General features: G+C 57.5%; 18 protein-coding genes and 4 tRNA genes. 6 read left to right on the forward strand and 16 right to left on the reverse strand.

The features are described from left to right. Window positions 1-8: 8 nt before the first annotated feature. The 6 genes from tgt to CKV99_RS11515 form a co-directional block, all read right to left on the reverse strand. Window positions 9-1,301, reverse strand: coding sequence for a tRNA guanosine(34) transglycosylase Tgt (tgt, locus tag CKV99_RS11490; RefSeq protein ID WP_092259016.1), 1,293 nt, complete (start codon window positions 1,299-1,301; stop codon window positions 9-11). A gap of 2 nt (window positions 1,302-1,303) precedes the next feature. Next, window positions 1,304-3,733 (reverse strand): MMPL family transporter, encoded by a 2,430-nt coding sequence (locus CKV99_RS11495; RefSeq protein ID WP_092259013.1) that lies wholly within the window; start codon window positions 3,731-3,733, stop codon window positions 1,304-1,306. 131 nt (window positions 3,734-3,864) lie between these two features. Then, a tRNA-Ser gene (locus CKV99_RS11500) sits at window positions 3,865-3,952 on the reverse strand. A 44-nt stretch (window positions 3,953-3,996) separates the two neighbouring features. Then, the gene (locus CKV99_RS11505; protein ID WP_092259010.1) at window positions 3,997-4,212 is read right to left on the reverse strand and encodes a CsbD family protein; all 216 of its coding nucleotides are present in this window, start codon (window positions 4,210-4,212) and stop codon (window positions 3,997-3,999) included. A gap of 78 nt (window positions 4,213-4,290) precedes the next feature. Further along, a complete protein-coding gene (locus tag CKV99_RS11510) occupies window positions 4,291-4,767 on the reverse strand; it encodes a nucleoside deaminase (RefSeq protein ID WP_408607563.1) in 477 nt (158 codons plus the stop codon). After that, window positions 4,754-5,242 carry a tRNA adenosine deaminase-associated protein gene (locus CKV99_RS11515; protein ID WP_092259007.1) on the reverse strand — a complete coding sequence of 163 codons (489 nt, stop codon included), beginning with the start codon at window positions 5,240-5,242 and terminating at the stop codon, window positions 4,754-4,756. Before CKV99_RS11515 ends, CKV99_RS11510 begins: the two co-directional genes overlap by 14 nt. Before the next feature lie 39 nt (window positions 5,243-5,281). Here CKV99_RS11515 and CKV99_RS11520 point away from each other — a divergent pair, with 39 nt between their 5' ends. Beyond that, the gene (locus tag CKV99_RS11520; protein ID WP_092259004.1) at window positions 5,282-6,310 is read left to right on the forward strand and encodes a prephenate dehydrogenase; all 1,029 of its coding nucleotides are present in this window, start codon (window positions 5,282-5,284) and stop codon (window positions 6,308-6,310) included. A gap of 4 nt (window positions 6,311-6,314) precedes the next feature. On the opposite strand, the gene CKV99_RS11525 is transcribed toward CKV99_RS11520, so the two are convergent. The 8 genes from CKV99_RS11525 to CKV99_RS11560 all read right to left on the reverse strand — a co-directional run bounded on the left by CKV99_RS11525 (window position 6,315) and on the right by CKV99_RS11560 (window position 14,045). Continuing rightward, window positions 6,315-6,390, reverse strand: a tRNA-Arg gene (locus CKV99_RS11525). 107 nt (window positions 6,391-6,497) lie between these two features. Next, window positions 6,498-8,084 carry an SLC13 family permease gene (locus CKV99_RS11530; RefSeq protein WP_092259001.1) on the reverse strand — a complete coding sequence of 529 codons (1,587 nt, stop codon included), beginning with the start codon at window positions 8,082-8,084 and terminating at the stop codon, window positions 6,498-6,500. 251 nt (window positions 8,085-8,335) lie between these two features. Further along, window positions 8,336-9,721 carry a magnesium transporter gene (gene mgtE, locus CKV99_RS11535; protein ID WP_092258998.1) on the reverse strand — a complete coding sequence of 462 codons (1,386 nt, stop codon included), beginning with the start codon at window positions 9,719-9,721 and terminating at the stop codon, window positions 8,336-8,338. A 115-nt stretch (window positions 9,722-9,836) separates the two neighbouring features. Continuing rightward, window positions 9,837-10,313: a response regulator gene (locus CKV99_RS11540; RefSeq protein ID WP_092258995.1), complete on the reverse strand. Its 477-nt coding sequence runs from the start codon at window positions 10,311-10,313 to the stop codon at window positions 9,837-9,839. Then, window positions 10,314-12,233 carry an ATP-binding protein gene (locus tag CKV99_RS11545; RefSeq protein WP_092258992.1) on the reverse strand — a complete coding sequence of 640 codons (1,920 nt, stop codon included), beginning with the start codon at window positions 12,231-12,233 and terminating at the stop codon, window positions 10,314-10,316. It lies immediately after the preceding gene. Next, window positions 12,234-13,727 carry an SLC13 family permease gene (locus CKV99_RS11550; protein ID WP_092258989.1) on the reverse strand — a complete coding sequence of 498 codons (1,494 nt, stop codon included), beginning with the start codon at window positions 13,725-13,727 and terminating at the stop codon, window positions 12,234-12,236. A 151-nt stretch (window positions 13,728-13,878) separates the two neighbouring features. Beyond that, a tRNA-Arg gene (locus CKV99_RS11555) sits at window positions 13,879-13,954 on the reverse strand. 1 nt (window position 13,955) lies between these two features. Continuing rightward, window positions 13,956-14,045, reverse strand: a tRNA-Ser gene (locus tag CKV99_RS11560). Between the two features lie 113 nt (window positions 14,046-14,158). Here CKV99_RS11560 and CKV99_RS11565 point away from each other — a divergent pair. Beyond that, window positions 14,159-15,184: a histidinol-phosphate transaminase gene (locus CKV99_RS11565; protein ID WP_092258986.1), complete on the forward strand. Its 1,026-nt coding sequence runs from the start codon at window positions 14,159-14,161 to the stop codon at window positions 15,182-15,184. A 175-nt stretch (window positions 15,185-15,359) separates the two neighbouring features. Here CKV99_RS11565 and CKV99_RS11570 read toward each other — a convergent pair whose 3' ends face one another. Continuing rightward, the gene (locus CKV99_RS11570; protein WP_092258983.1) at window positions 15,360-15,914 is read right to left on the reverse strand and encodes a hypothetical protein; all 555 of its coding nucleotides are present in this window, start codon (window positions 15,912-15,914) and stop codon (window positions 15,360-15,362) included. Window positions 15,915-15,961: 47 nt separating this feature from the next. Continuing rightward, window positions 15,962-16,219 (reverse strand): MoaD/ThiS family protein, encoded by a 258-nt coding sequence (locus tag CKV99_RS11575; RefSeq protein ID WP_092259268.1) that lies wholly within the window; start codon window positions 16,217-16,219, stop codon window positions 15,962-15,964. Window positions 16,220-16,322: 103 nt separating this feature from the next. Here CKV99_RS11575 and CKV99_RS11580 point away from each other — a divergent pair, with 103 nt between their 5' ends. From CKV99_RS11580 to CKV99_RS11595, 4 genes are read left to right on the forward strand one after another with little or no spacing between them, the layout of a single operon-like run. Continuing rightward, on the forward strand, window positions 16,323-17,534 hold the full coding sequence (locus CKV99_RS11580; protein WP_092258980.1) for a molybdopterin molybdotransferase MoeA: 1,212 nt from the start codon (window positions 16,323-16,325) through the stop codon (window positions 17,532-17,534). An 11-nt stretch (window positions 17,535-17,545) separates the two neighbouring features. Continuing rightward, window positions 17,546-18,022, forward strand: a complete 477-nt coding sequence (locus tag CKV99_RS11585) for a MogA/MoaB family molybdenum cofactor biosynthesis protein (RefSeq protein WP_092258977.1) — start codon at window positions 17,546-17,548, stop codon at window positions 18,020-18,022. Beyond that, window positions 18,012-18,485, forward strand: a complete 474-nt coding sequence (locus CKV99_RS11590; RefSeq protein WP_092258974.1) for a molybdopterin synthase catalytic subunit — start codon at window positions 18,012-18,014, stop codon at window positions 18,483-18,485. The genes CKV99_RS11585 and CKV99_RS11590 overlap by 11 nt, the downstream gene beginning before the upstream one ends. Beyond that, window positions 18,485-19,534, forward strand: a complete 1,050-nt coding sequence (locus CKV99_RS11595; protein WP_092258971.1) for a ThiF family adenylyltransferase — start codon at window positions 18,485-18,487, stop codon at window positions 19,532-19,534. The genes CKV99_RS11590 and CKV99_RS11595 overlap by 1 nt, the downstream gene beginning before the upstream one ends. Window positions 19,535-19,711 lie beyond the last annotated feature (177 nt).

The raw sequence follows: 19,711 nt of genomic DNA on the forward strand, positions 1-19,711 counted from the left end.
CGCGATATTTATATCGCGCGGTAGTAACGCGCAAGGAAGGAATCGCGGTATTCCTCAAAGCGGCCCTGCTGGATCGACTGGCGAATATTATCTACCAGGCGGATCATAAATTCCAGATTGTGCATAGTACACAACGTGCCTGCCAAAAATTCCTTCGCTTTAAGCAGATGATGGATATAGGCCCGCGAATAATTCTGCGAAACATAGCCACCGAACTCCTCGTCCACACCGCGGAAATCCCGTTTGAAACGCGCACCAGTCAGATTCAGCCGACCATCCAACGTATAAACACCGCCGTGACGGCCCAGGCGTGTCGGCGCTACACAGTCAAAAGTATCAGCCCCTGCCTCAACAGCAGCGAAAATATCATCAGGCTCAGAAATCCCTAGTAGGTGGCGCGGCTTATCTTCCGGTAACTCATCGGTGACCCATCCCACGATGGTTCCCAAGTTTTCCTTCTCAATTGCCCCACCGATCCCAAATCCGCCGAAACCGCGCTTGCCCTCCATGCGCGCCTGCCGATCCAGCTCAAGCAGGCCCCGGGTTGCTTGCCTGCGAAGATCCTCGTACTGCGCGCCTTGCACCACACCCCACAGGGACTGCTTTGGCCGTGCGCTGCGCAATCGTGTCAGCCGCGTATGTTCGTCAATGCAGCGCTTGGCCCAACGGCGCGTGCGTTCCACCGATTCTTCCTGGTATTCACGCGTATCGACGAGAGTGGTCAGCTCATCGAATGCGAAGAGGATATCAGCACCCAAACCGTGCTGGATTTGCATTGACACCTCAGGGGTAAAGCGGTGTGAGGAACCATCAATGAAACTCTTAAAATCCACGCCGTTATCGTCGACATGCGCCATGCGCTCTTTATCCTTCGCGCGAATGTCCTCGTGGCTGAGTTTTGCAGTGTCCATGGCCAGCACCTTTTTGAACCCCACACCCAGGCTCATCACCTGGAAACCACCGGAGTCTGTATAGGTGGGCCCGTGCCAGTTTGAGAACCGGGCCAAGCCACCTGCCTCATCCACAATGTCGTGCCCCGGCTGCAAATAGAGGTGGTAGGCGTTCGACAAGATGGCCTGCGCGCCGGTGTTGCGGATCTGCTCAGGTGTCAATGTTTTCACCGTTGCCTTAGTGGCTACGGGGATAAACGCGGGAGTATGGATCTCACCGTGCGGGGTGTGGATCACACCTGTTCGGCCATGGCGCCCGGGGCCCTGCTCAAGGCGATCGCCAATGGTGAACGAGAGATCGTCGTCAAGCGACGCTGTCGGCTCGGTGGGCACTGTGGGCTGGTTTGTCATAGTTAACCAGTGTAGACAAGGCCCGCGCGCTCTTTCGTTTCCTGTTGGCTTAAAAGTTTTTCTTCGTACTCTTCTTCCAGAGCAGCGCCCTCAACATCAAGATTAGGCAAGATCGTGTCCAACCAGTTCGGGATCCACCACGTTGCCCGCCCCATCAAAAACATCGTGGCAGGCACCAAGGCCATGCGGATAAAGAAGGCATCAAAGAAAATTCCTACGCCCAGGGCAAAACCGAAGATTTGGATAAAAGGCAAGGGCTGGTCAATGAAGGCAACAAATACCACAATCATGATCACAGCGGCGGCTGTGACCACGCGGGCACCCTGGGCGAAGCCCTCCACCGTGGACTCCTCGACTGCCTTGAGCACGCCCTTTTCATAGTTGGCACCGCCGCGCGCGGTGTACTGCTCCTTCATCCGCGTGACCAAGAACACTTGGTAGTCCATGGCCAAACCAAAGGTCACGCCGATCAGGAAGATTGGCATAAATGACAACAGCGGGGCCGGGGTGTTGACCAAGTCCCACAAACCTTCCTGCCACACCAACACTGTCATGCCGAAGGCTGCACCCACAGAAAGCAGAAAACCAAGACCAGCCACGATCGGCACCATGATGGAGCGGAAGACCAACAGCAACAAGATGATCGCCAACCCAACAACCACCGCAAGGTAGAGGGGCATAGCGTCTTCGAGCTCTTCTGTAATGTCCATCTGAACAGCCGTCAGGCCTGTCAGCCCAAGATCTACGCCGGTGGCATCAGCTACCTGCTCGCCTTGGGCGCGCAGAGCCTCTGCAACAGCGACAGTGTGTTGGTCATCCGCCCCAGAAGTAGGGGTGACCAGAACCTGTGCGGCCGTCATATCATCGTTCGCAGCAATCAGCTGGGCGTGTTTCACACCGTTGACAGTTTTCATTTCATCCACGGTGTAGATGAACGAACTTGTCGCAGCAGCCTCAACCGGCTCTGTGCCCTCCATCGCAGACATGTACGGCTGCAACACTGGCGCCTCAGGGTTGATATTGTGCGCATCGACGATCACGAGAAACGGCGCGTTGACACCTTCACCAAAACCTTCAGCCATGATGTCAGCCGACTTGCGCTGGGTGGTGTCCCTATTGCTTGTCGAATCCGAAGGTAGTGATAGTTCCATGTTTAGTACAGGAGCTGAGGCCGCACCAAGCAATAGCACCACCACAGCCATGACAAGCCCAGGGAAGCGCCGCACAAAGTTAACCCACTTACGGCCAAGAGAATCTGTGCTGAGATCTTTGCCCTCTGCCTTTCCCCGCCTAGGGTTACCAGCTACACCGGGTACTTTCACCCCAAATGCTCGGTCACCCCAGATGCCAAGCAAAGCAGGCACGAGGGTTAATGACACAAGCACCGCGATCGCCACCGTAACAGCGGCGGAAAGACCCATCCACGTCAAGAACTCAATGCGGGCAATTGCAAGTGCCACCAAGGCCACAAACACCGTAAACCCGGCAAAGACCACGGAAGAACCTGCAGTACCCACAGCCATACCGGCGGCCTCGGGGCCGGGCATGCGTTGTCGCTCTTGCCTATAACGCGACAGGATAAATAAGGCGTAGTCAATGCCCACAGCCAAGCCAATCATGATTGCCAGCACCGGGGTAATCTCATTGAGCTCAACCCAGTGGGTAGCCATGACGATCAGCAACACACCGATCCCCACCCCAATGACGGCCGTAATCACCGGCATGGATGCGGCGATCAGCGAGCCGAACGTGAAAATCAGCACAAAGAACGCCACAATCAGCCCAATGATCTCACTGGTGGATTTAATTTCGATGGGTTCACCAAAACCGGCGCCGCCGGCCTCCACCTGCAGGCCCTGGTCACGGCCGATCTCCATCGCCTCTGTCACGATGTCACGATCAGATTGCTCCACCGTGTAGTTGGTCTCCGCATCGAAGTTGAACGTGGTGTAGCCGATTGTTTGATCGTCGGAAAGCAACGCCACATTAGCGGCGTCTTGGCGTGCGGTTTCCTCTGGCAGGCCCATGTCGGTTTCCAACTTGACGATGGCCTCGGTCTGGGCAGGCGAAACATCAACGGGGTTGCCAAAACGCTCCGTATCCTTCATCACCAGATTATCTTCGAGGTAAGCGATGACCTCGTTGATGGCCGCGTAGTTCGCCGGATCAGCCAGCGTTTCACCTTCGGGTGCTTTGAACACCAAGTTCACCCCCGGTGCACTCACCGGATTTGTCTGGTGAGGAAAGTTGTCCGCCAGGTTGTACAAGGCGTTGATCGACGGTGTGCCTGAGATGGAGAAGTTCGAGGTGAATGGCTTAGCCAGGCTCACACCCGCCGTTGCAGCAGCAATGAGCAGCACCAGCCATGCGATCACTAGGCGCCATTTTTGTTTATACGACCAGCGACCGAGCCGGAAGAGAAGTTTAGCCACGAAGTATTCAACTTCCTCACTTGGTATGTCTTTGGTATGTCTATTGTGGGGTGTCTGTCTAATCGAGAACCCATTCTAAGGGATTCAACAAAGAAAGCCCCCGACCTGCAGGTCAGAGGCTTTCTTTCGATTGGCGGTAGTGGCGGGATTTGAACCCGCGGTGGTTTTACCCACATTCGATTTCGAGTCGAACACCTTCGGCCGCTCGGACACACTACCGTCAACTAGGTTAACGGTTCAGTGCCTGCAGCTCCAAATTGGCGCTACTTGTTATCCTTGTCATCGTTCTGGAAAGAACCAATGACCTTGTTCGCGGCATCCTTGACCTTGTCGCCTGCTTCAGAAATCTTGTCCTTGAGATCGGCCTTGGTCTGGTCAGCCTTGCCCTCATCCTTCATGGAATCGTTGTCAGTAACTTCGCCAACGCCTTCCTTGATCTTGCCGCCTGCCTTCTCAAACTGGTTATCTACATCTGCCATGATGTGCTCCTTTATCTAAAACTTTCAGTTCCCCATTCATGGTACCTAGATCTAGGTCACCGCATGATAACAATTTTATTAACGCAGGCTGTCAAAGAAATCACCCAGCAGGGCGGCGCATTCGTCGGCACGCACCCCGGCGCGGACCTGCACCTGATGCAGCTGTCGCACGTCGCGCAGCACGTCCACAATCGAACCCACCGCACCCGTGCGAGGTTCCCACGCACCAAAGATGAGGCTTTCTATTCGCGCGCCCACGATCGCCCCAGCGCACATCGTACAGGGCTCCAGGGTGACCACCAGTTCACAGCCATCCAGCCGCCACGTCCCAAGGGCCTTGGCTGCCGCCCGGATCGCTTCAACCTCGGCATGGGCTGTGGGATCTTTATTCGCTTCACGACGATTCACCCCGCACGCCACCTCCGTGGAGTCAGGGCCGAAAATGACGGCGCCGACGGGGATATCACCCTCCGGGGTTGTTTCCGCCACTTCGAGGGCACGGGCCATTCGCTGATCGGCACGGCGCTGCGGCTGGGACCTGTTAGAGAACTGCATCAAGCTGGTCGACAATTCCAAGTTCCTCGGCGATACGCTCGATCATTTCAGACGGGTCGGAGTCCTGATCGTCGGCAAGCACGCTCAAAAGCTCCTCCGACACACCAAGATCATCGAGGATATCGAAGTCACCGTCTGCCCAACCGTCGATGTGGTCCAGTTCGTCCGGATCAACATCCGGGATGCCAATGTTCAACTCATCGCAGATATCGGCAGCGTAATCATCATCGACGGCCATCGTGACATCCGATAACAACGCGTGGACGCGGTCAGGCCCAGGCCGAACAATGACGAAATACTCTTCCTCAACGTTAAGCAGGGCAAACGCGGCGCCTTCGCTGCGTAAATTACGCACGGTTTCCACAGCGTGAGAAATTCGGGTGAATGTGTCCTTGAAGGAACGCACGTTCCACCCACCGTCCACCCAGGAAACGGTGACTGCAAATCCCTCGGGGTAGCCCGTTGAAGTGTCCATGTCTAGTGAGAATAGCCGGTATGTGACATTATTGTCACTGTGAGTTCTCGACCTGTATCCAGTCCTATTTGTATCGTGGGCCTTGGGTTGATTGGTGGTTCGCTGATGCGCGACCTCGTCAACGCTAAGCACACCGTTTTCGGCTACAACCGATCCGTCTCCGGCACCCGCGCCGCGGTCAAGGAAGGCTTCGAAGTTTCCGGCAATTTAGAAGAGGTGCTGAGGCACGCAGAAGAGGTTGCCGCCACCATCGTCGTGGCCGTGCCCATGCATGCTGTTGCGGAAGTCCTTGACGCTATTGTCGAACACGCCCCAAGCTGCGGTATCACCGACGTCGTGAGCGTGAAAAAGCCCGTCTACGACCTTATCTTGGAGCGCGGGCTGGAAAACCGCTACGTAGGTGGCCACCCCATGGCTGGTACCGAGAAGTCTGGTTGGGGTGCTTCCCACGAAGGCTTATTTGAGGGCGCTGCTTGGGTTGTCACTTACGATTACCCGCTGGAATGCGAAAAGAAGGATCAGCCGGTACCCGCCGAGTGGATTGATTTATTCACCAACGTGGTCCAGATCATCCTTGGGGCCAAAGCGGAGGCCATTCCCGTCTCGGTCCGCGCGCACGACGAGGCGGTAGGCCGGGTATCCCACCTACCGCATGTGGTGGCAGAAGCACTATCCATCGTGGGTGACAATGGTGGAACATTGGCCCAATCGCTGGCTGCAGGCTCCTTTAAGGACGCGACCCGTGTAGCCGGCACCGCCCCTGAGCTGGTGCGCGCTATGTGCGAGACTAATGCGAAAGCTTTGGTGTACTCCCTCGACGAGATGATTGAGATCTTGCAGGAGGCACGCGACAACCTCGACTCTGCCGATCCGGATATTTCAGAGTTTGTCGACGCCGGCCACCGCGCCCACACTCGTTTGGAGGCCCGCACGGGCGCTCGTCGTGAGTCAGTCTCTCCGATTAAGATTTCCTCTCGCCCCGTGATGCGCCTGCATCCTGGTGGTCCGGGCTGGGTGCGCCAGCTTGTGCAGGCGGAAGACTTGGGTGGGCGCATCGAGATTTTCTAAATGGTGGTGCGCCCGGAGGGATTCGAACCCCCAACCTCTTGATCCGTAGTCAAGTGCTCTATCCGTTGAGCTACGGGCGCTAACCGCTACCAGCTCTGCTGGCAACGAATGACTAGTTTACACCCAGTTCACTTCAACACAAAAACGGCTGGCGGGACCAGCCGTTTGCGTGGTGTTTCCCGGATGTCTAGAACGCTAATCCGAACACCGGTACTGCGATGAAGTAGGTAGCCAGGGTGATCAGTATCACTGCGATGATGTTGAGCCAGATACCACCTTTGATCATGTCGCCAATCTTGACGTACCCGGAAGCGAACGCAATTGCGTTGGGCGGCGTTGCCACAGGCAGCATGAAAGCACAGGTTGCAGACAGTGCCACTGGGATAGTCAGAAGCAGCACGTTCATGTCGTTGCCGTCGCCGGTCAAGCCGATCCCCACGGCCACACCGCCCATGATGGGCAGGAAGGTAGCAGCGGTTGCGGTGTTTGAGGTGAACTCTGTCAGCACTAAAACAAGCAGCGCGACAGCGCCGATCAGCAGGAAGATTGGCAAGACCTCTAATGCTTTTGCTTGCTCACCGATCCACAGGGACAGACCTGTTGCGGTAAACATCGAGGACAGGGAGAGGCCACCGCCGAAAAGCAACAGCACGTCCCATGGGACATCGTTGGCGGTCTTCCAGTCGAGGACGCGCACGCCGGTCTTCCGGTCTGCGGGCAGGGTAAACATGAGCAGACCGGCAATAATGCCCACAATGGCGTCATTGTAGGGGAAGTCGGGAGCGTACTTGTCGACGATCAGCGGGACCACCACCCAGGCCAGTGCGGCCAACACAAAGATGATCGCTGCAATGACTTGTGGCGTGGTCCACGGACCCATCTTTTTGATCTCGCCACGAATCAATTCCCTACCACCTGGGATATCGTTCATTTCTGGCTTGAACACGGTGATCAAAACGAGCCACGCAATGATGGTGAAAATGAAGGCCACAGGAACGCCTACGAGCATCCACTGGCCGAAGCCGATGGTGATGTCGTGCGCTTCCTTCATATAACCAGACAGCAACGCGTTAGGTGGAGTACCGATCAGGGTGCCCAGTGAGCCGATTGAGGCTGCATAGGCGATGGCCAGCATCAAGCCGGTGGCAAACTTCTTTTGGTAACGCCATCCGCCCACGGTCTCAGCGGTCAAGGCCAGCACGGAGACACCGATGGGAAGCATCACCACAGCAGTAGCCGTGTTAGAAACCCACATAGACATAAACCCGGTGGCGATCATAAAGCCCAGGATCAATCGCTTCGGGGAGGTACCTACCAGCAATACAACACGCAGTGCGATGCGCCGGTGCACGTTCCACCGCTGCAGCCCTAAGGCCAGCAGGAAGCCGCCGAGGAACAGAAAGATGGTCGATGATGCGTAGGGCGAGCCAACATCGGAGAAGGATGCCACTCCTGCCAGCGGGAAGACGGCGATCGGGATCAGTGCAGTGGCTGCCAGCGGGATCGCCTCTGTCATCCACCACACAGCCATCCAGACCGTGGTAGCAAGCACGACACGCATCGCTTGGTGGCTGTATTCGATTTCCGGGTCTGCCCCAGCCGATTCCAGTACAGTTTCTGGCGCGTTCTCCGGGAAGATGAAGTACACCAAAGCAGCAAGCACCAGCCCGAGTATGATGCCAAACGCTTGCCGGTGCCATTCGCGCTGTTCACGGATTTCGGTGTCTTCGCCTTGCGCCTGCGCGGTGCTGTCGTGAATTACTGGTGTGGACACGTTGATCCCCTCCTTCGATTTTTCTGTGTGGCAGAAGCCCCAGCTGGCCTGGTGTGCGCCTGCTCACGTAAAACAGTCAACACTCTGACAATATCGTGTAACCCTGCCCCCAGGAATTCCGGGAACCGGAAAATGAACCATTCTGACTACTTTAGTTCCGGATAGTTAACTACTTCACTCAAATTCACCCCCTAATTGGGGCTTCTCGCACAATAAAACATCGCCTAGTTAGGTGGCGCTACCGCATTTGGCTAGAGGCCCAGGACAGACTTCGCAATGAGGAAGTAGATAATTAGCCCTGCTGCGTCGCAAAAAGTGGTGATGAAAGGGTTCGAGAACACGGCCGGGTCAGCCCCGACAGTCTTGGCGATGATTGGCATGGCCCCGCCCACCGTGGCAGACATGGTACACACCAGCACCAACGTCGAGCCGATCACGATACCGATCGGTAGCCCGTACACCGCCCAGGCCAAGAGGAATCCGGCTACCCCCAGCGCGGTGCCCAGCACCAGGCCGACGCGCACCTCACGCCACATCACCTGCGCGATGTCACGTCTGCGCACATCGCCCAATGCCAACGAACGCGTCACCGTAGTAGCCGCCTGGTTTCCTGTGTTTCCACCGGTGCCTGTCAACAACGGGATAAACAGCGAGAGCACCACCGCCTTTTCCAGGGTGGATTCAAAGGTATCCAACACTTGGACGGTGAGCAGGGCTGAGACAGCCAGTACAGCCAGCCACACGATGCGTGAGCGCACTAGGGCCAGCACCGGCGTGGATAAGTACGGGCGGTTCAAAGGCTCTGAGGCACCGGAACGCGCAGAGTCTTCTGAGTCCTCGCGTTCTTGAATGTCGTGTGCGTCGTCGAAGGTAAACATGCCGACAAGCCGGTCAGATTCATCCACCACTGGCATCGCCAGCAGATCCAAGGGCAAGAACCAGCGAACGGTTTCCTCCGCATCATCGGTTGCGTAAGCAAAAACGGGGTCGTCGATAAGCTCACCCACTGTCTGCGAACCCTGTGCGGTAAACAATCGCTTCAGCGAAGTAACGCCAACCAGTTTACGGTCATGTTCGACAACCGGAAGTGTGTAAATGGTTTCCACTTCGTCGGCGATCTCGCGGAGCAAGGTGAGGGCCTCGTCGACGGTGTACTCGGGGTAAATGTCAGGCACCTCAGGAGACATGTAACGGCCCACAGTGCCCTTTTCATACCCGAGGACGGTAAATGTGGCGTCTTTCTCGTCCGGGTCGAGGGCAAGCAGCATTTCTTCGGCGATTTCGGCGGGTAGTTCGTCGAGAAGTTGCGCCCGATCCTCCGGGCCTAACTGGTCAAAGTACTCGGCAGTCGCCTCGGAACCGAGCGCTTGCACGATATCTGCCTGGTGGTTCGGGTCCAAAGCGTCGAACACGGCCAGGAATCGCGCGCGGTTAAGCAGGCGCATCACCATCGCACCGCGGTTAGCGTTGGTGCGCTCCACAATGCGGATGAGGTCACTGATACGCAGCTGCTCGAGCTGTTCTTGCAGCTGGGTCAGCTCCTCGGGGTCAGCGTTTCCGTTGACACGCGTAACTTCTTTGACCAGGGCGTCAATGCTTGTGGCGTGTGCGGCGTGTGCGGCGTTCGTAGCTGCCATGGTTCGACCTCTCTATACCCAATCCGCGGAACCCTACCATTCCACGAGTCCCCGCGGGGTTCGCCCCCGCAGACGATCCTCGGTAAGGATCCCCGGTAAGGATAGGCCAAAGCAGCTATAGGTCGCGCGACAGCTCCATGGCACGCTGCGAGTCCAGCGCCGCGTAGTGCGGAAGCGGGTCAATACCCATCTCTTCGACGTAGTTGGTCAGCTGTTCACGCACGATGGCGTGCAGCTCCTCCACCTTCCACGGTTTAGCCACATAGTGGTCGAGACCCGCTTCATTGACGGCACGCACAGTGTCTTCTAGCTGCGCCTGGCCTGTGACCAGCACTTTGCGGGTGGCTGCGGTGCGGTCATCGTTCATCATTTGGATGAGGAATTCCACGCCGGTGGTGCCGGGCATGCGGTGGTCGCATAGCGCTAAGGCAAGCACGTCTCCGTCGTTGTCTATCTCTTCGACAACCTCCCACGCGTCATCCACGTCAGAGGCGGGTTCGATGCGGATGGTGTCGGCGAACGGAAGCAGGTCGCGCTCGATGGCGTTGCGGACCTCTGTCTCGTCTTCGAGGATCAGTAGTGCCAGTTTCATTTAGTCCTCCTGGAGTGCGTGTGGCCCGTCGAGAGGCAGCCCAACGATCGCCCGCGTGCCACCTTCTAACGCCGATTCTAGCTGGATGGTGCCGTGGTGTTTGCTCACGATGGAGCGGCATACACCAAGGCCGATGCCCATGCCGAACCGGACTTGACCTTGTTTTGTTGTAAATTTAGGTTCAAAAATTCGGGCCATTTTGTCCTCGGGGATCCCTGGCCCGTCGTCACAAATCTCCACTTGGATCCACCCATCACGGGGCTGCGACGTGCGGATTGTGATTTTTGAACCTGTATTTGAGTCGGTGATTGCTTCCGCCGAGTTAGCAATCAGGTTGGTCCACACCTGGGCCAGCTCACCGGGCGTGCAAGTGATTTTCGGCAGGTCAGCGTAGTCGCGGACGATCTCAATGGTGCCCAGTTTGTGATTCATGAGGTCGATGGTGTCGTCGATGCCTTGGTGCACGTCGACGTCAGAGATGGGGTCGCCATCGGGGCGCGCATAGGAGCGCAGCGACGCCACCAGCTGTGTCAGCCGTGTCGAGGCTGTACTGAGGTTGCGCAAGCTGGTGCCGATGCCGGCCGCATTTTCCACCGCGTCAAAATTCACCCGGCGCGATTTGGCAACCTCTGTGACATAGTCAGGGTCACGCACGCCGGAGAGCACCAGACGTTGGGCCAAGGCCCGGTCTCCGGTGATTTCGGCGAAGGTATTGCGTAGCTGCCGGGCATTTTTTGTGCTTATCGACGAAGAATTCTTGGCTGCCTGCATCGCTGTGAGGGCACTGTCCACCGATTTGCGGTTCTTTGTCTCGCGCATCAGGTTAGTGATGTCGTCGTAAAGGTGCTCTGCGGTTCTTTCGATGGCGGCGAGTGGGTTGTTGAGTTCGTGTGCCACACCTGCGGCAAGTTCGCCCAGGGAGGCGAACCGGGCTTGCGCCATGAGTTCTTGGCGGGCGCTCTCGAGATTATTCAGCGCTTCTTCGAGGTTGGCGCGCTGTGTTTCGACGTGGCGTTTCAGCTCAAACTGTTCAATCTGAAGGTGTTCGGCGCGGCGCAGGCGACGATCGTAGGACTGCACCACCAGTGTGGTGAGCACGCGAGCGAGGTAGGGCTCCTTTTTGATGAGATAGTTGAGTTGTTCGACTGGCAGCTGGACAACGACCACTTCGCTAGACGTGCGTGCGGTGAAAAACGACACCATGGAGTTGGACAGCGCTAGCAGGCCGATGACGTTGCCGGTAGAGGCGTGGTGCATTGTCTTCGGGCCTTGCTCGGTCAATCGTTGGAGGCGCACGGTGCCGGACAGCACGAAGATGATTTCTTCGACGGTGTCATTTTCGCGAGTCAGGTAGGTTCCGGCGGGCATGGTGATGCGTGGCTGATAGCCCAAGTGCTCGTCGGCAACTGTGATGATTTCGTCGATAATCTCCTTATCATCGAGGTCTTGGTTCAGGATGAAGTTTTCGGGTTCTTCGTACGTTCCCCGCAGCGCTGATTCGGTGGCAGCTCTGGTGTGCCAGTAGCGACGTAGCTGGTGGCGCAGGTTGTGAATCAGTGCGCCTTCTTTAATTTCACCGAGGTAAATCAGCATGTCGAGCCGGCCGAGGTTGGTCAGCATGTCGAGGCCGGCCACATTGGGGGCGGTGGTGAACACGACGATGCGCACATGGTCAAAACGTTTATCTTTGATGAAGTTCACCAGCGGATGATCGGCAGCCAGGCCATCGTCGTGCACCGTGACCGTGACGAGGGCGAGGTTGGCCAACCAGTCTGGGTGAGCGTCGTCGGCCATGAGGTCGTTGAGGCTGTTTGGGCTGATGACAGTGTGCATGTGCCCGAGCCGTTTATGTACGGCGCTGCGCACAGCGACGGAGGCGTCGGATTTGCCGATGATCGCCAGTGTGGAATGGGGGACCATTTATCCCACCACGCCTATGAGCTGCCAGTACGACGGCATGACAAGCACCAGCAGGATGGTGGCAAGCGTTCCGACGACTAGGCCAACCAAGGCCATCTGGCCGATCTTGATTTCGCCAGTAGCGTAGGCAATCGCATTCGGCGGAGTGGAGATCGGCATGGACATACCCAGCGAGGTTGCGATGGCAACTATGACTGCCGCCGTGATCGGGTCGATACCATCGAGCGACATCGCCAGTGATACCGCCAGCGGCACCAGCAAGTTGGCTGCCGCGGAGTGTGAGATCACGTTGGCCAAGCCAAAACCGATCGCCCCCAGCATCGCGATGATGGCCAACCCACCCATGGATGCCCAATCAACTGAGCCAACCAGCCACTCGTCCAGGCCGGTTGCGCCCACTCCGGTTCCCAGCGCGATACCACCGGAGACCAGCCACAGCACCGGCCAGTCCAGCTTCTTAATGTCTTCACCCTTCATCACCTGCAGACACAGTAGTGTGACCACTGGGAAGAAGCCCACAATATTAGAGGAGATGCCGTGCAGCGGCTCTGTCATCCACAGCAGGATCGTCAGGCCCGCGACAACGTAAAAGGTGACGGCTGAACCGGAGGTGTTCCACTTCGATGTCATGTCGATGTTGAGCTCTGCGTCTGCCGGGATGAACACCAGGCACAGAAATACCCACGAAAATACGAGCACAACCAGCATGAACGGGACGGCCATGATCATCCACTCCACGAAGGAAATGGAAATGCCTTGATCTTGCAGCGCACCAATGGCGATGGCGTTGGGCGGGGTGCCCACCGGGGTACCGATACCACCGACGTTGGCGGCTAGCGGGATGGAAAGGGCGACACCAGCTCGCGCTTTACCTGCTGGCAGCATTTTCAGCAACGGCGCAACCACCGCGAACATAGTAGCGGTGGTTGCGGTATTGGACATAAACATCGACAGCAGTGCGGTAATGATCATCATGCCCAGCACAATCAGACGCGCTTTGTTCGGAAATGGCTTCAGCATCACCGCGGCGAGGTTCTTGTCCAAGCCGTATTTTGCCGCGCCGTCGGCGATCATGAAGCCACCCAAAAACAGGATGATCACTGGGTTTGCCAGTGCGGCGAAGTAGTCTGCAGCTGGGATGATGTTGTCTGCTAGTGCGGGATCCCCGCCGGTGGGGTCTGTAATCGCACCCTCGGAGACCATCAATACTTCGAGGAAAATCACTAGCACAGCGGTTGCGGTCAGCGGAACGGGTTCGAGGACCCAAAACACGATGGCCAGCAGAAAAATAGACAGCATCCGCTCGCCGGGCTCAGCCAGATTCGGAATATCCACCACAAGTGGGATGGCAAATAAGACGATACCGAGGACAAACCCTATGATTTGCTTCCTCGAAAAGCGAGCGCCTTGAGCCCGCTGCAGCGCTGGGGGCTTGCGGGTTGCGCTGCCTCGACGGTTAACGCGCATTGGTGACGATGGCTGTGCGGTAGACATGACTTCTATTCTATGAGTCCACGTGATCTTATTCTGCCTAATTACAGTGCCATAGATAACACTAATCTGAGGTTCGGGGTTCGTCTTTCTATCCCGAAACGCAGAAACTCCAGGTGTGCGACTTTATAGCCACCTAACCTGGAGTTTCAATTGGTGCGCCCGGAGGGATTCGAACCCCCAACCTCTTGATCCGTAGTCAAGTGCTCTATCCGTTGAGCTACGGGCGCATGGCGGAGATGACAGGATTTGAACCTGCGGTCCGCGTGAACGGACAACTCCTTAGCAGGGAGCCCCAATCGGCCACTCTGGCACATCTCCATAGCCTTGTAGAATACTACCGAACCTCAACCACAGGCCCAAATCACAGGCCGAAATTTCATCACGGTTCACAGCCTACCGGCCTACATTAGGCCTGCACTAGACTTGCACGCATGATTCGCCCAGACCTAGACACCATCCCCGGCTACGTGCCCGGCAAGCGCAATGACACCGCCCTGAAATTAAGCTCCAACGAGGTGGCCACTCCGCCGCTTGATTCTGCCGCCCAGGCGATGGCGGAGGCAGCCGCTGGTGCGAACCGCTATCCCGATATGGGCGCTAGCCAGCTTAAAGAGGCTCTGGCCGAACACCTCAACGTGAGCGTCGACCAGGTCGCGGTGGGCAACGGCAGCTCCGCTTTGTGCCAACAGTTGGTGCAGATCACGTCGACGTCGGAAAGCAATGTGATCTTCCCGTGGCGCAGCTTCGAGGCCTACCCCATTTTCGCGCAGGTCGTTGGGGCCCAAGCCCGCGCTGTCCCCCTGCTGGACAACGGTAAGCATGACCTTGACACGATGGCATCGCTTATCGACGACCATACCTCGCTGATCTTCCTCTGTAATCCGAACAATCCCTCTGGCCAGGTGATTAATCAGGATGAGTTCGACTCTTTTATGTCCAAGGTGCCTGCCAGCGTGATGGTGGGCCTGGACGAGGCCTACTTTGAGTTCAACCGGGCTAAGGACACTTGTGTGGCAACTGAGGCAATTGAGCAGTACCCGAACGTGGTGGGCTTGCGAACCTTTTCGAAGGCGTATGGGCTGGCGGGTGTGCGTGTGGGCTACGCGTTTGGGGCTGCTGAGATCATTGCGGCTTTGAATAAGGTGGCCATCCCCTTCGGTGTGAACGCCGTTGCGCAGGCAGGGGCGGTGGCCAGCTTGAATGCGGCTGATGAGCTGCTGGAGCGCACTGAGGAAACCGTGAGGATTCGTGATCAGGTTGCCGATCATGTCGGCGCGCAACACTCCCAGGCTAACTTTGTGTGGCTGCCCGGGGTTGATGCGCAGTATCTGGCAGCGAAGTTAGCCAGCCACGGCGTGCTCACTCGCGCCTTCCCGGAAGGCCTGCGGATTACGGTAACCACGGAAGAAGAAACCCAAAAGCTGATCGACGCATGGGATGCGGTGCAGGGCACCTAAGGGTGAGTCTCGCCACCACTCGTGGCTCCCGCAACCCGGTCTGGGTATCGGCTGTCGAGAAATTCTTTAGCCTCTCGGTGGGAACGCTGGACCGACTCCAAAGCCCTCTGAAGTTCTGCCAGGGTCACCTTGTCACCGCTCATCGTGCGATGGTGGCTGCGCCATGTAGACATAGTCAACGTGAACCCCTCCTCCAAAGTTTTATCAGGCTTGATGTCAGTCTACCTCTATGTTCGACTTCACGCGATGCCCGATCCTGCTCTGCGAGCTTATTTTCTATTTCCCGCCTGATGTCGTTTTCTACGAACGCAACATAGTTCCCTACTTTTTCAGCAAAGGGCCTTTCTTCCTCTGCTATCAATCGTGATTGAAGAATTGCGGTGACAAATCCAACCATTTGTGCCTTAGTTTCGGGATCATCTGCTTTTTCGACTTTGTCGATCGCCCATTGGAGCTGAGAGTAGTAGCGATTTCTTTCATCCGTGTCGCGTTTTTGGTCCAGTGACATGAATGTGGAATACAACGCTAAGGCTGCTACGACCGGGGTAAGACCAGGAACGACGTAGCGCAAAAACTGGGTAGTGAAATGAACAAAGCCGATATCGGTTAACCACAGCATCAAAGCACAGGACCCAACAAACCCCGCCGATAAGATCCCTGCCGAAATCAGCAAATACTTTCGCACAGTGGCTGCGCTTGTTTGTCTTGGCAGATCTTTTGAATCCTGCATATCCTTCCCCCGATACAACATTTTATTCCCGTGAGCGAACTTGCACGCTACCCCCCGGCAAAGGGTGGCAGCACGTCCACGCGGGTGGCTCCTGCCACGGAGGCGTCACCTTCAGCGCGGCACCCATCGATTAAGAATGTACAGCGCTCGAACACTTCGGCCAAGGTCATGCCAGCGTCGGTAGTACCGGAATGAAGCTTGGCAGCGTGGGTTAACACGTCGTTAAGCGTAGAAAACGTGCCGCCCAAGCTTTCCTGATCAACTCCAGCGGCAGCACGCGCGGCAGCGAAATAGTGAATGTTCATATCAGCACCCACTATGGCAATACTTGCTTGCAAAATCCAGCCCTGTTTATTCCCGGTAGCATTGTCTTAACTGTGGGTCGAAAAAGAAAGGCATGAATCCCTGATGTCGCGCACACCGGAACAACACCTTGCGGCGGTCCAAAAGCTTGTTGGCACGCGCCCAACAGTGACCCTTCCGTTGGTTGAAGCCGCACGTGCGAAGGCTGTGAGCTCGGCGGATGTTGCTGCGCAGTTTGATTCACCGCGCTTTGATAACTCGCAAATGGATGGTTACGCGCTGTCTGTGGAGCATGTGGCTGCCACGCCGGGTCAATTTCGCGTGGGTGCCACGATTCCCGCTGGTACAGACCCGGACGTGGTGTATCCCGAGGGGATTACTAACGCGATAGTACCGATCATGACCGGCGCGAAGGTCCCGCACGGCACCGCAGCGATCGTACCGGTGGAGCATTGCACCCCGGGCATCTTCGCCGCGGAGGGTGAATTTATTCGGGTCCCGCCCACCCCACACGGCCAGTTCGTGCGGCAGCGCGGCTCTGATATTCAGGCGGGTGCCACGATCGTTCCGGCGGGCACGACAGTGACTGCGCCGGTGGTGGCCACGCTTGCCAGCCAGTCCATCACTGAAGTGGAGGTCACCCGCCCGGCGCGCCTGGTCACTGTGACTGGTGGCGCGGAAATCGGTACGGGAATCGGTACGGCTGGCACGAGCGATAGTGGCGCTGCCGTCATCCCCGATGCGAATGCCCCGCTTATGCAGGTGATGGCCCACCATCACGGCATGGAGGTGGTAGGCCATGTGCGCACTAATGATGACCCGGCAGCGCTCACGCGCGATCTTGAACAGGCAGTGGCCACATATTCCCCTGATGCGATTGTGACCTCCGGCGGTATTAGTGCGGGTAAGTTCGAGGTGATCCGCCAGGTGCTTGAGCCTGCCGACTGGTTTGGGCATGTGGACCAGCAGCCCGGTGGCCCGCAGGGCTTATCGACGATCAGCTCTACCCCTGTGATCTGTTTGCCCGGTAACCCGGTGTCTACCCTGGTGAGTTTCCGGCTGTATGTTGCACCGGTGTTGGGCCAGGCCCCCGAAGCGGTGGAAGCGGTGCTGACCGAGGAGGTCACCGGTTTGCCTGGCCGCGACCAGTTCCTGCGCGGCCAACTGCGCCTCGAAGGGGCTCGGGTGCACGCAACCCCGGTAGGTGGGGCGGGTTCGCACCTGATTTCCCAGGCCGTGCCTGCTGATTGTTTAATCCGGGTGCCCATGTCTTCAACCATCCAGGCCGGCGGGCGCGTGATGGTGTATGAACTTTAGGAGTTGATCGTATGCGTACTGGTTTAGTGATTGTCTCGTCGACACGTGCCTCTCAGGGGGTGTATGAGGACAAGTCGGGCCCCATTGCCGTGGAGTTTTTACGCTCGCAGGGCTATGACACCCCGGATGCGCTCGTGGTGGCGGACAAAGATATGAAGGCAACTATCGACGAGGTTTTTTCGCGTTCTGAGCTACCGAATGTGATTCTTACCTCGGGTGGTACGGGGATCACTCCGGATGATCGCACGGTCGAACATGTCACCCCCTATATTGAGCGGGAAATTCCTGGCATTGTTTATGCGTTTTGGAATGAAGGAATGAAAAATGTGCCAACAGCGGTGATCTCCCGCGCCGTCGCGGGTGTGACAGGGCAGACATTTGTGATGACGTTGCCTGGTTCCCGCGGTGGTGTCAAAGATGGTTGCGCCGTATTGGAACCGCTGTTGGTGCACATCAGCGAGATGTTGGAAGGAAAACATGAGCACTAAGCCCGTGCAGGACCCGGCCTATGTTGCCGAGCAGACCGGCAAGGTCATTGACGCGTTCATGACGCAGCAGCGCCTAGAGGATCTCATGCCTGCTGCGCGCGAGGCAACAATGACGCGTGCGATGGGTGCGCTGGTTACTTTTGAGGGTGTGGTGCGCGACCATGATGGTGGCCAGCGTGTGGCTTCCTTGAGCTACAGCTGCCACCCGTCCGCAGATGATGAAATAAGGCGCGTGGCTCAAGAGATCGTCGATAAGCACCCCAACGTGCGTGTGTGGACGGCGCACCGGACCGGCCCCATCCCGATTGGCGAGGGTGCGTTTTTAGTGCTCGCGGCCGCAGCGCATCGTGGTGATGCTTTCGCGGCCTGCTCGGAGTTGGCTGATCGGGTCAAGGCTGAGGTGCCGATCTGGAAGGAGCAGGAGCTTATCGACGGTGCTACGCATTGGGTGGGGTTGGACTGATGGATACCGCGCGTTACCGCCGCCAAATCACCCTGACCGGCGCTGCTGCGCAGCAGAAACTGTCCGATGCGCATGTAGCGGTGATTGGTGCAGGTGGTCTGGGGTCCCCTGCTTTGCTGTATCTGGCAGGGGCTGGTGTGGGCAGGATTACGCTTATCGACGATGACGTGGTTGATCTGTCGAACCTGCACCGGCAGGTGATTCACACCACCGACCGGATCGGTGCCCCAAAGGTCACCTCGTCAGCTCAGGCAGTAGCAGCACTGAATCCCGATGTTGAACTTATCCCGCTCGAGCAGCGCCTGACATGGGACAACGCTGAGGAGATCTTGGCAGGTGTAGACATCATCCTCGACGGCGCCGATAACTTTGACACCCGCCACATCGCCTCCCACGCAGCGGCCCGATTGGGTGTGCCTCACGTGTGGGCCTCCATTTTGGGTTACGAGTCCCAGCTTTCAGTCTTCTGGGCCGGACGTGGCCCGGTGTACGAGGACCTCTTCCCCACCCCACCAGCCCCTGGCGTGGTGCCATCGTGTGCCCAGGCAGGTGTGCTCGGCCCGGTGGTGGGTGTGACAGGGTCCGCAATGGCGATGGAGGCGCTAAAGATCATCATGGGGGTTGGTGAGCCGCTCGTCGGCACGCTCGGCTACTACGATTCTTTGTCCGGGCGATGGGAGTACATCCCGGTCACCCCGGATCCGGCGATCACCGAGCAAATCCTCCACCAGGCACCCCCACGCCAGGCAAGCGACACCCCTGTAGTCGACGAGGTAGAGGCCATTCCCGCCGGTGCCACCATTATCGACGTGCGCGAACCTGCCGAGTTCGAGCTTTTCCATATTCCCGGCGCGATCAATGTGCCCCTCAGCCGGATCTTAGATGGTTTCACCCCCGACGAGGTTGTTGCCAAGGAGCCAATCGTCGTGCAGTGCGCCGGTGGCGTGCGCTCCGCACAAGCGGTAGCAGCCCTTGAACAACGCGGTATTACCGGTTTGGTAAGCCTGCGTGGCGGGATCGATGCCTGGCATAAACAGCAGAGCACTTAAACCTTTTTCCTTGAAAGTGCACTTAGAGCGCAAGCCTAGACTTCCGCTATCTCCGTGCTTGTTTCGAGGTGTTTTACCCACTCGTCGCGTATCAACGCACTCCCCGGCGGCCACCGCCACGTGCACTCGTGTTCACGGGAGGAGTTACAGCCGATTCCCAAACCCGCAGGATCACGC

Source organism: Corynebacterium cystitidis (genome assembly GCF_900187295.1).
GTDB lineage: Bacteria > Actinomycetota > Actinomycetes > Mycobacteriales > Mycobacteriaceae > Corynebacterium > Corynebacterium cystitidis.

Bases quoted from the DNA above. Each gene is read 5' to 3' on its own strand.
- tgt (WP_092259016.1), bottom strand. From the start codon at position 1,301: ATGACAAACCAGCCCACAGTGCCCACCGAGCCGACAGCGTCGCTTGAC.
- CKV99_RS11505 (WP_092259010.1), bottom strand. From the start codon at position 4,212: ATGGCAGATGTAGATAACCAGTTTGAGAAGGCAGGCGGCAAGATCAAG.
- CKV99_RS11510 (WP_408607563.1), bottom strand. From the start codon at position 4,767: ATGCAGTTCTCTAACAGGTCCCAGCCGCAGCGCCGTGCCGATCAGCGA.
- CKV99_RS11515 (WP_092259007.1), bottom strand. From the start codon at position 5,242: ATGGACACTTCAACGGGCTACCCCGAGGGATTTGCAGTCACCGTTTCC.
- mgtE (WP_092258998.1), bottom strand. From the start codon at position 9,721: ATGGCAGCTACGAACGCCGCACACGCCGCACACGCCACAAGCATTGAC.
- CKV99_RS11540 (WP_092258995.1), bottom strand. From the start codon at position 10,313: ATGAAACTGGCACTACTGATCCTCGAAGACGAGACAGAGGTCCGCAAC.
- CKV99_RS11545 (WP_092258992.1), bottom strand. From the start codon at position 12,233: ATGGTCCCCCATTCCACACTGGCGATCATCGGCAAATCCGACGCCTCC.
- CKV99_RS11550 (WP_092258989.1), bottom strand. From the start codon at position 13,727: ATGTCTACCGCACAGCCATCGTCACCAATGCGCGTTAACCGTCGAGGC.
- CKV99_RS11565 (WP_092258986.1), top strand. From the start codon at position 14,159: ATGATTCGCCCAGACCTAGACACCATCCCCGGCTACGTGCCCGGCAAG.
- CKV99_RS11570 (WP_092258983.1), bottom strand. From the start codon at position 15,914: ATGCAGGATTCAAAAGATCTGCCAAGACAAACAAGCGCAGCCACTGTG.
- CKV99_RS11575 (WP_092259268.1), bottom strand. From the start codon at position 16,219: ATGAACATTCACTATTTCGCTGCCGCGCGTGCTGCCGCTGGAGTTGAT.
- CKV99_RS11580 (WP_092258980.1), top strand. From the start codon at position 16,323: ATGTCGCGCACACCGGAACAACACCTTGCGGCGGTCCAAAAGCTTGTT.
- CKV99_RS11585 (WP_092258977.1), top strand. From the start codon at position 17,546: ATGCGTACTGGTTTAGTGATTGTCTCGTCGACACGTGCCTCTCAGGGG.
- CKV99_RS11590 (WP_092258974.1), top strand. From the start codon at position 18,012: ATGAGCACTAAGCCCGTGCAGGACCCGGCCTATGTTGCCGAGCAGACC.
- CKV99_RS11595 (WP_092258971.1), top strand. From the start codon at position 18,485: ATGGATACCGCGCGTTACCGCCGCCAAATCACCCTGACCGGCGCTGCT.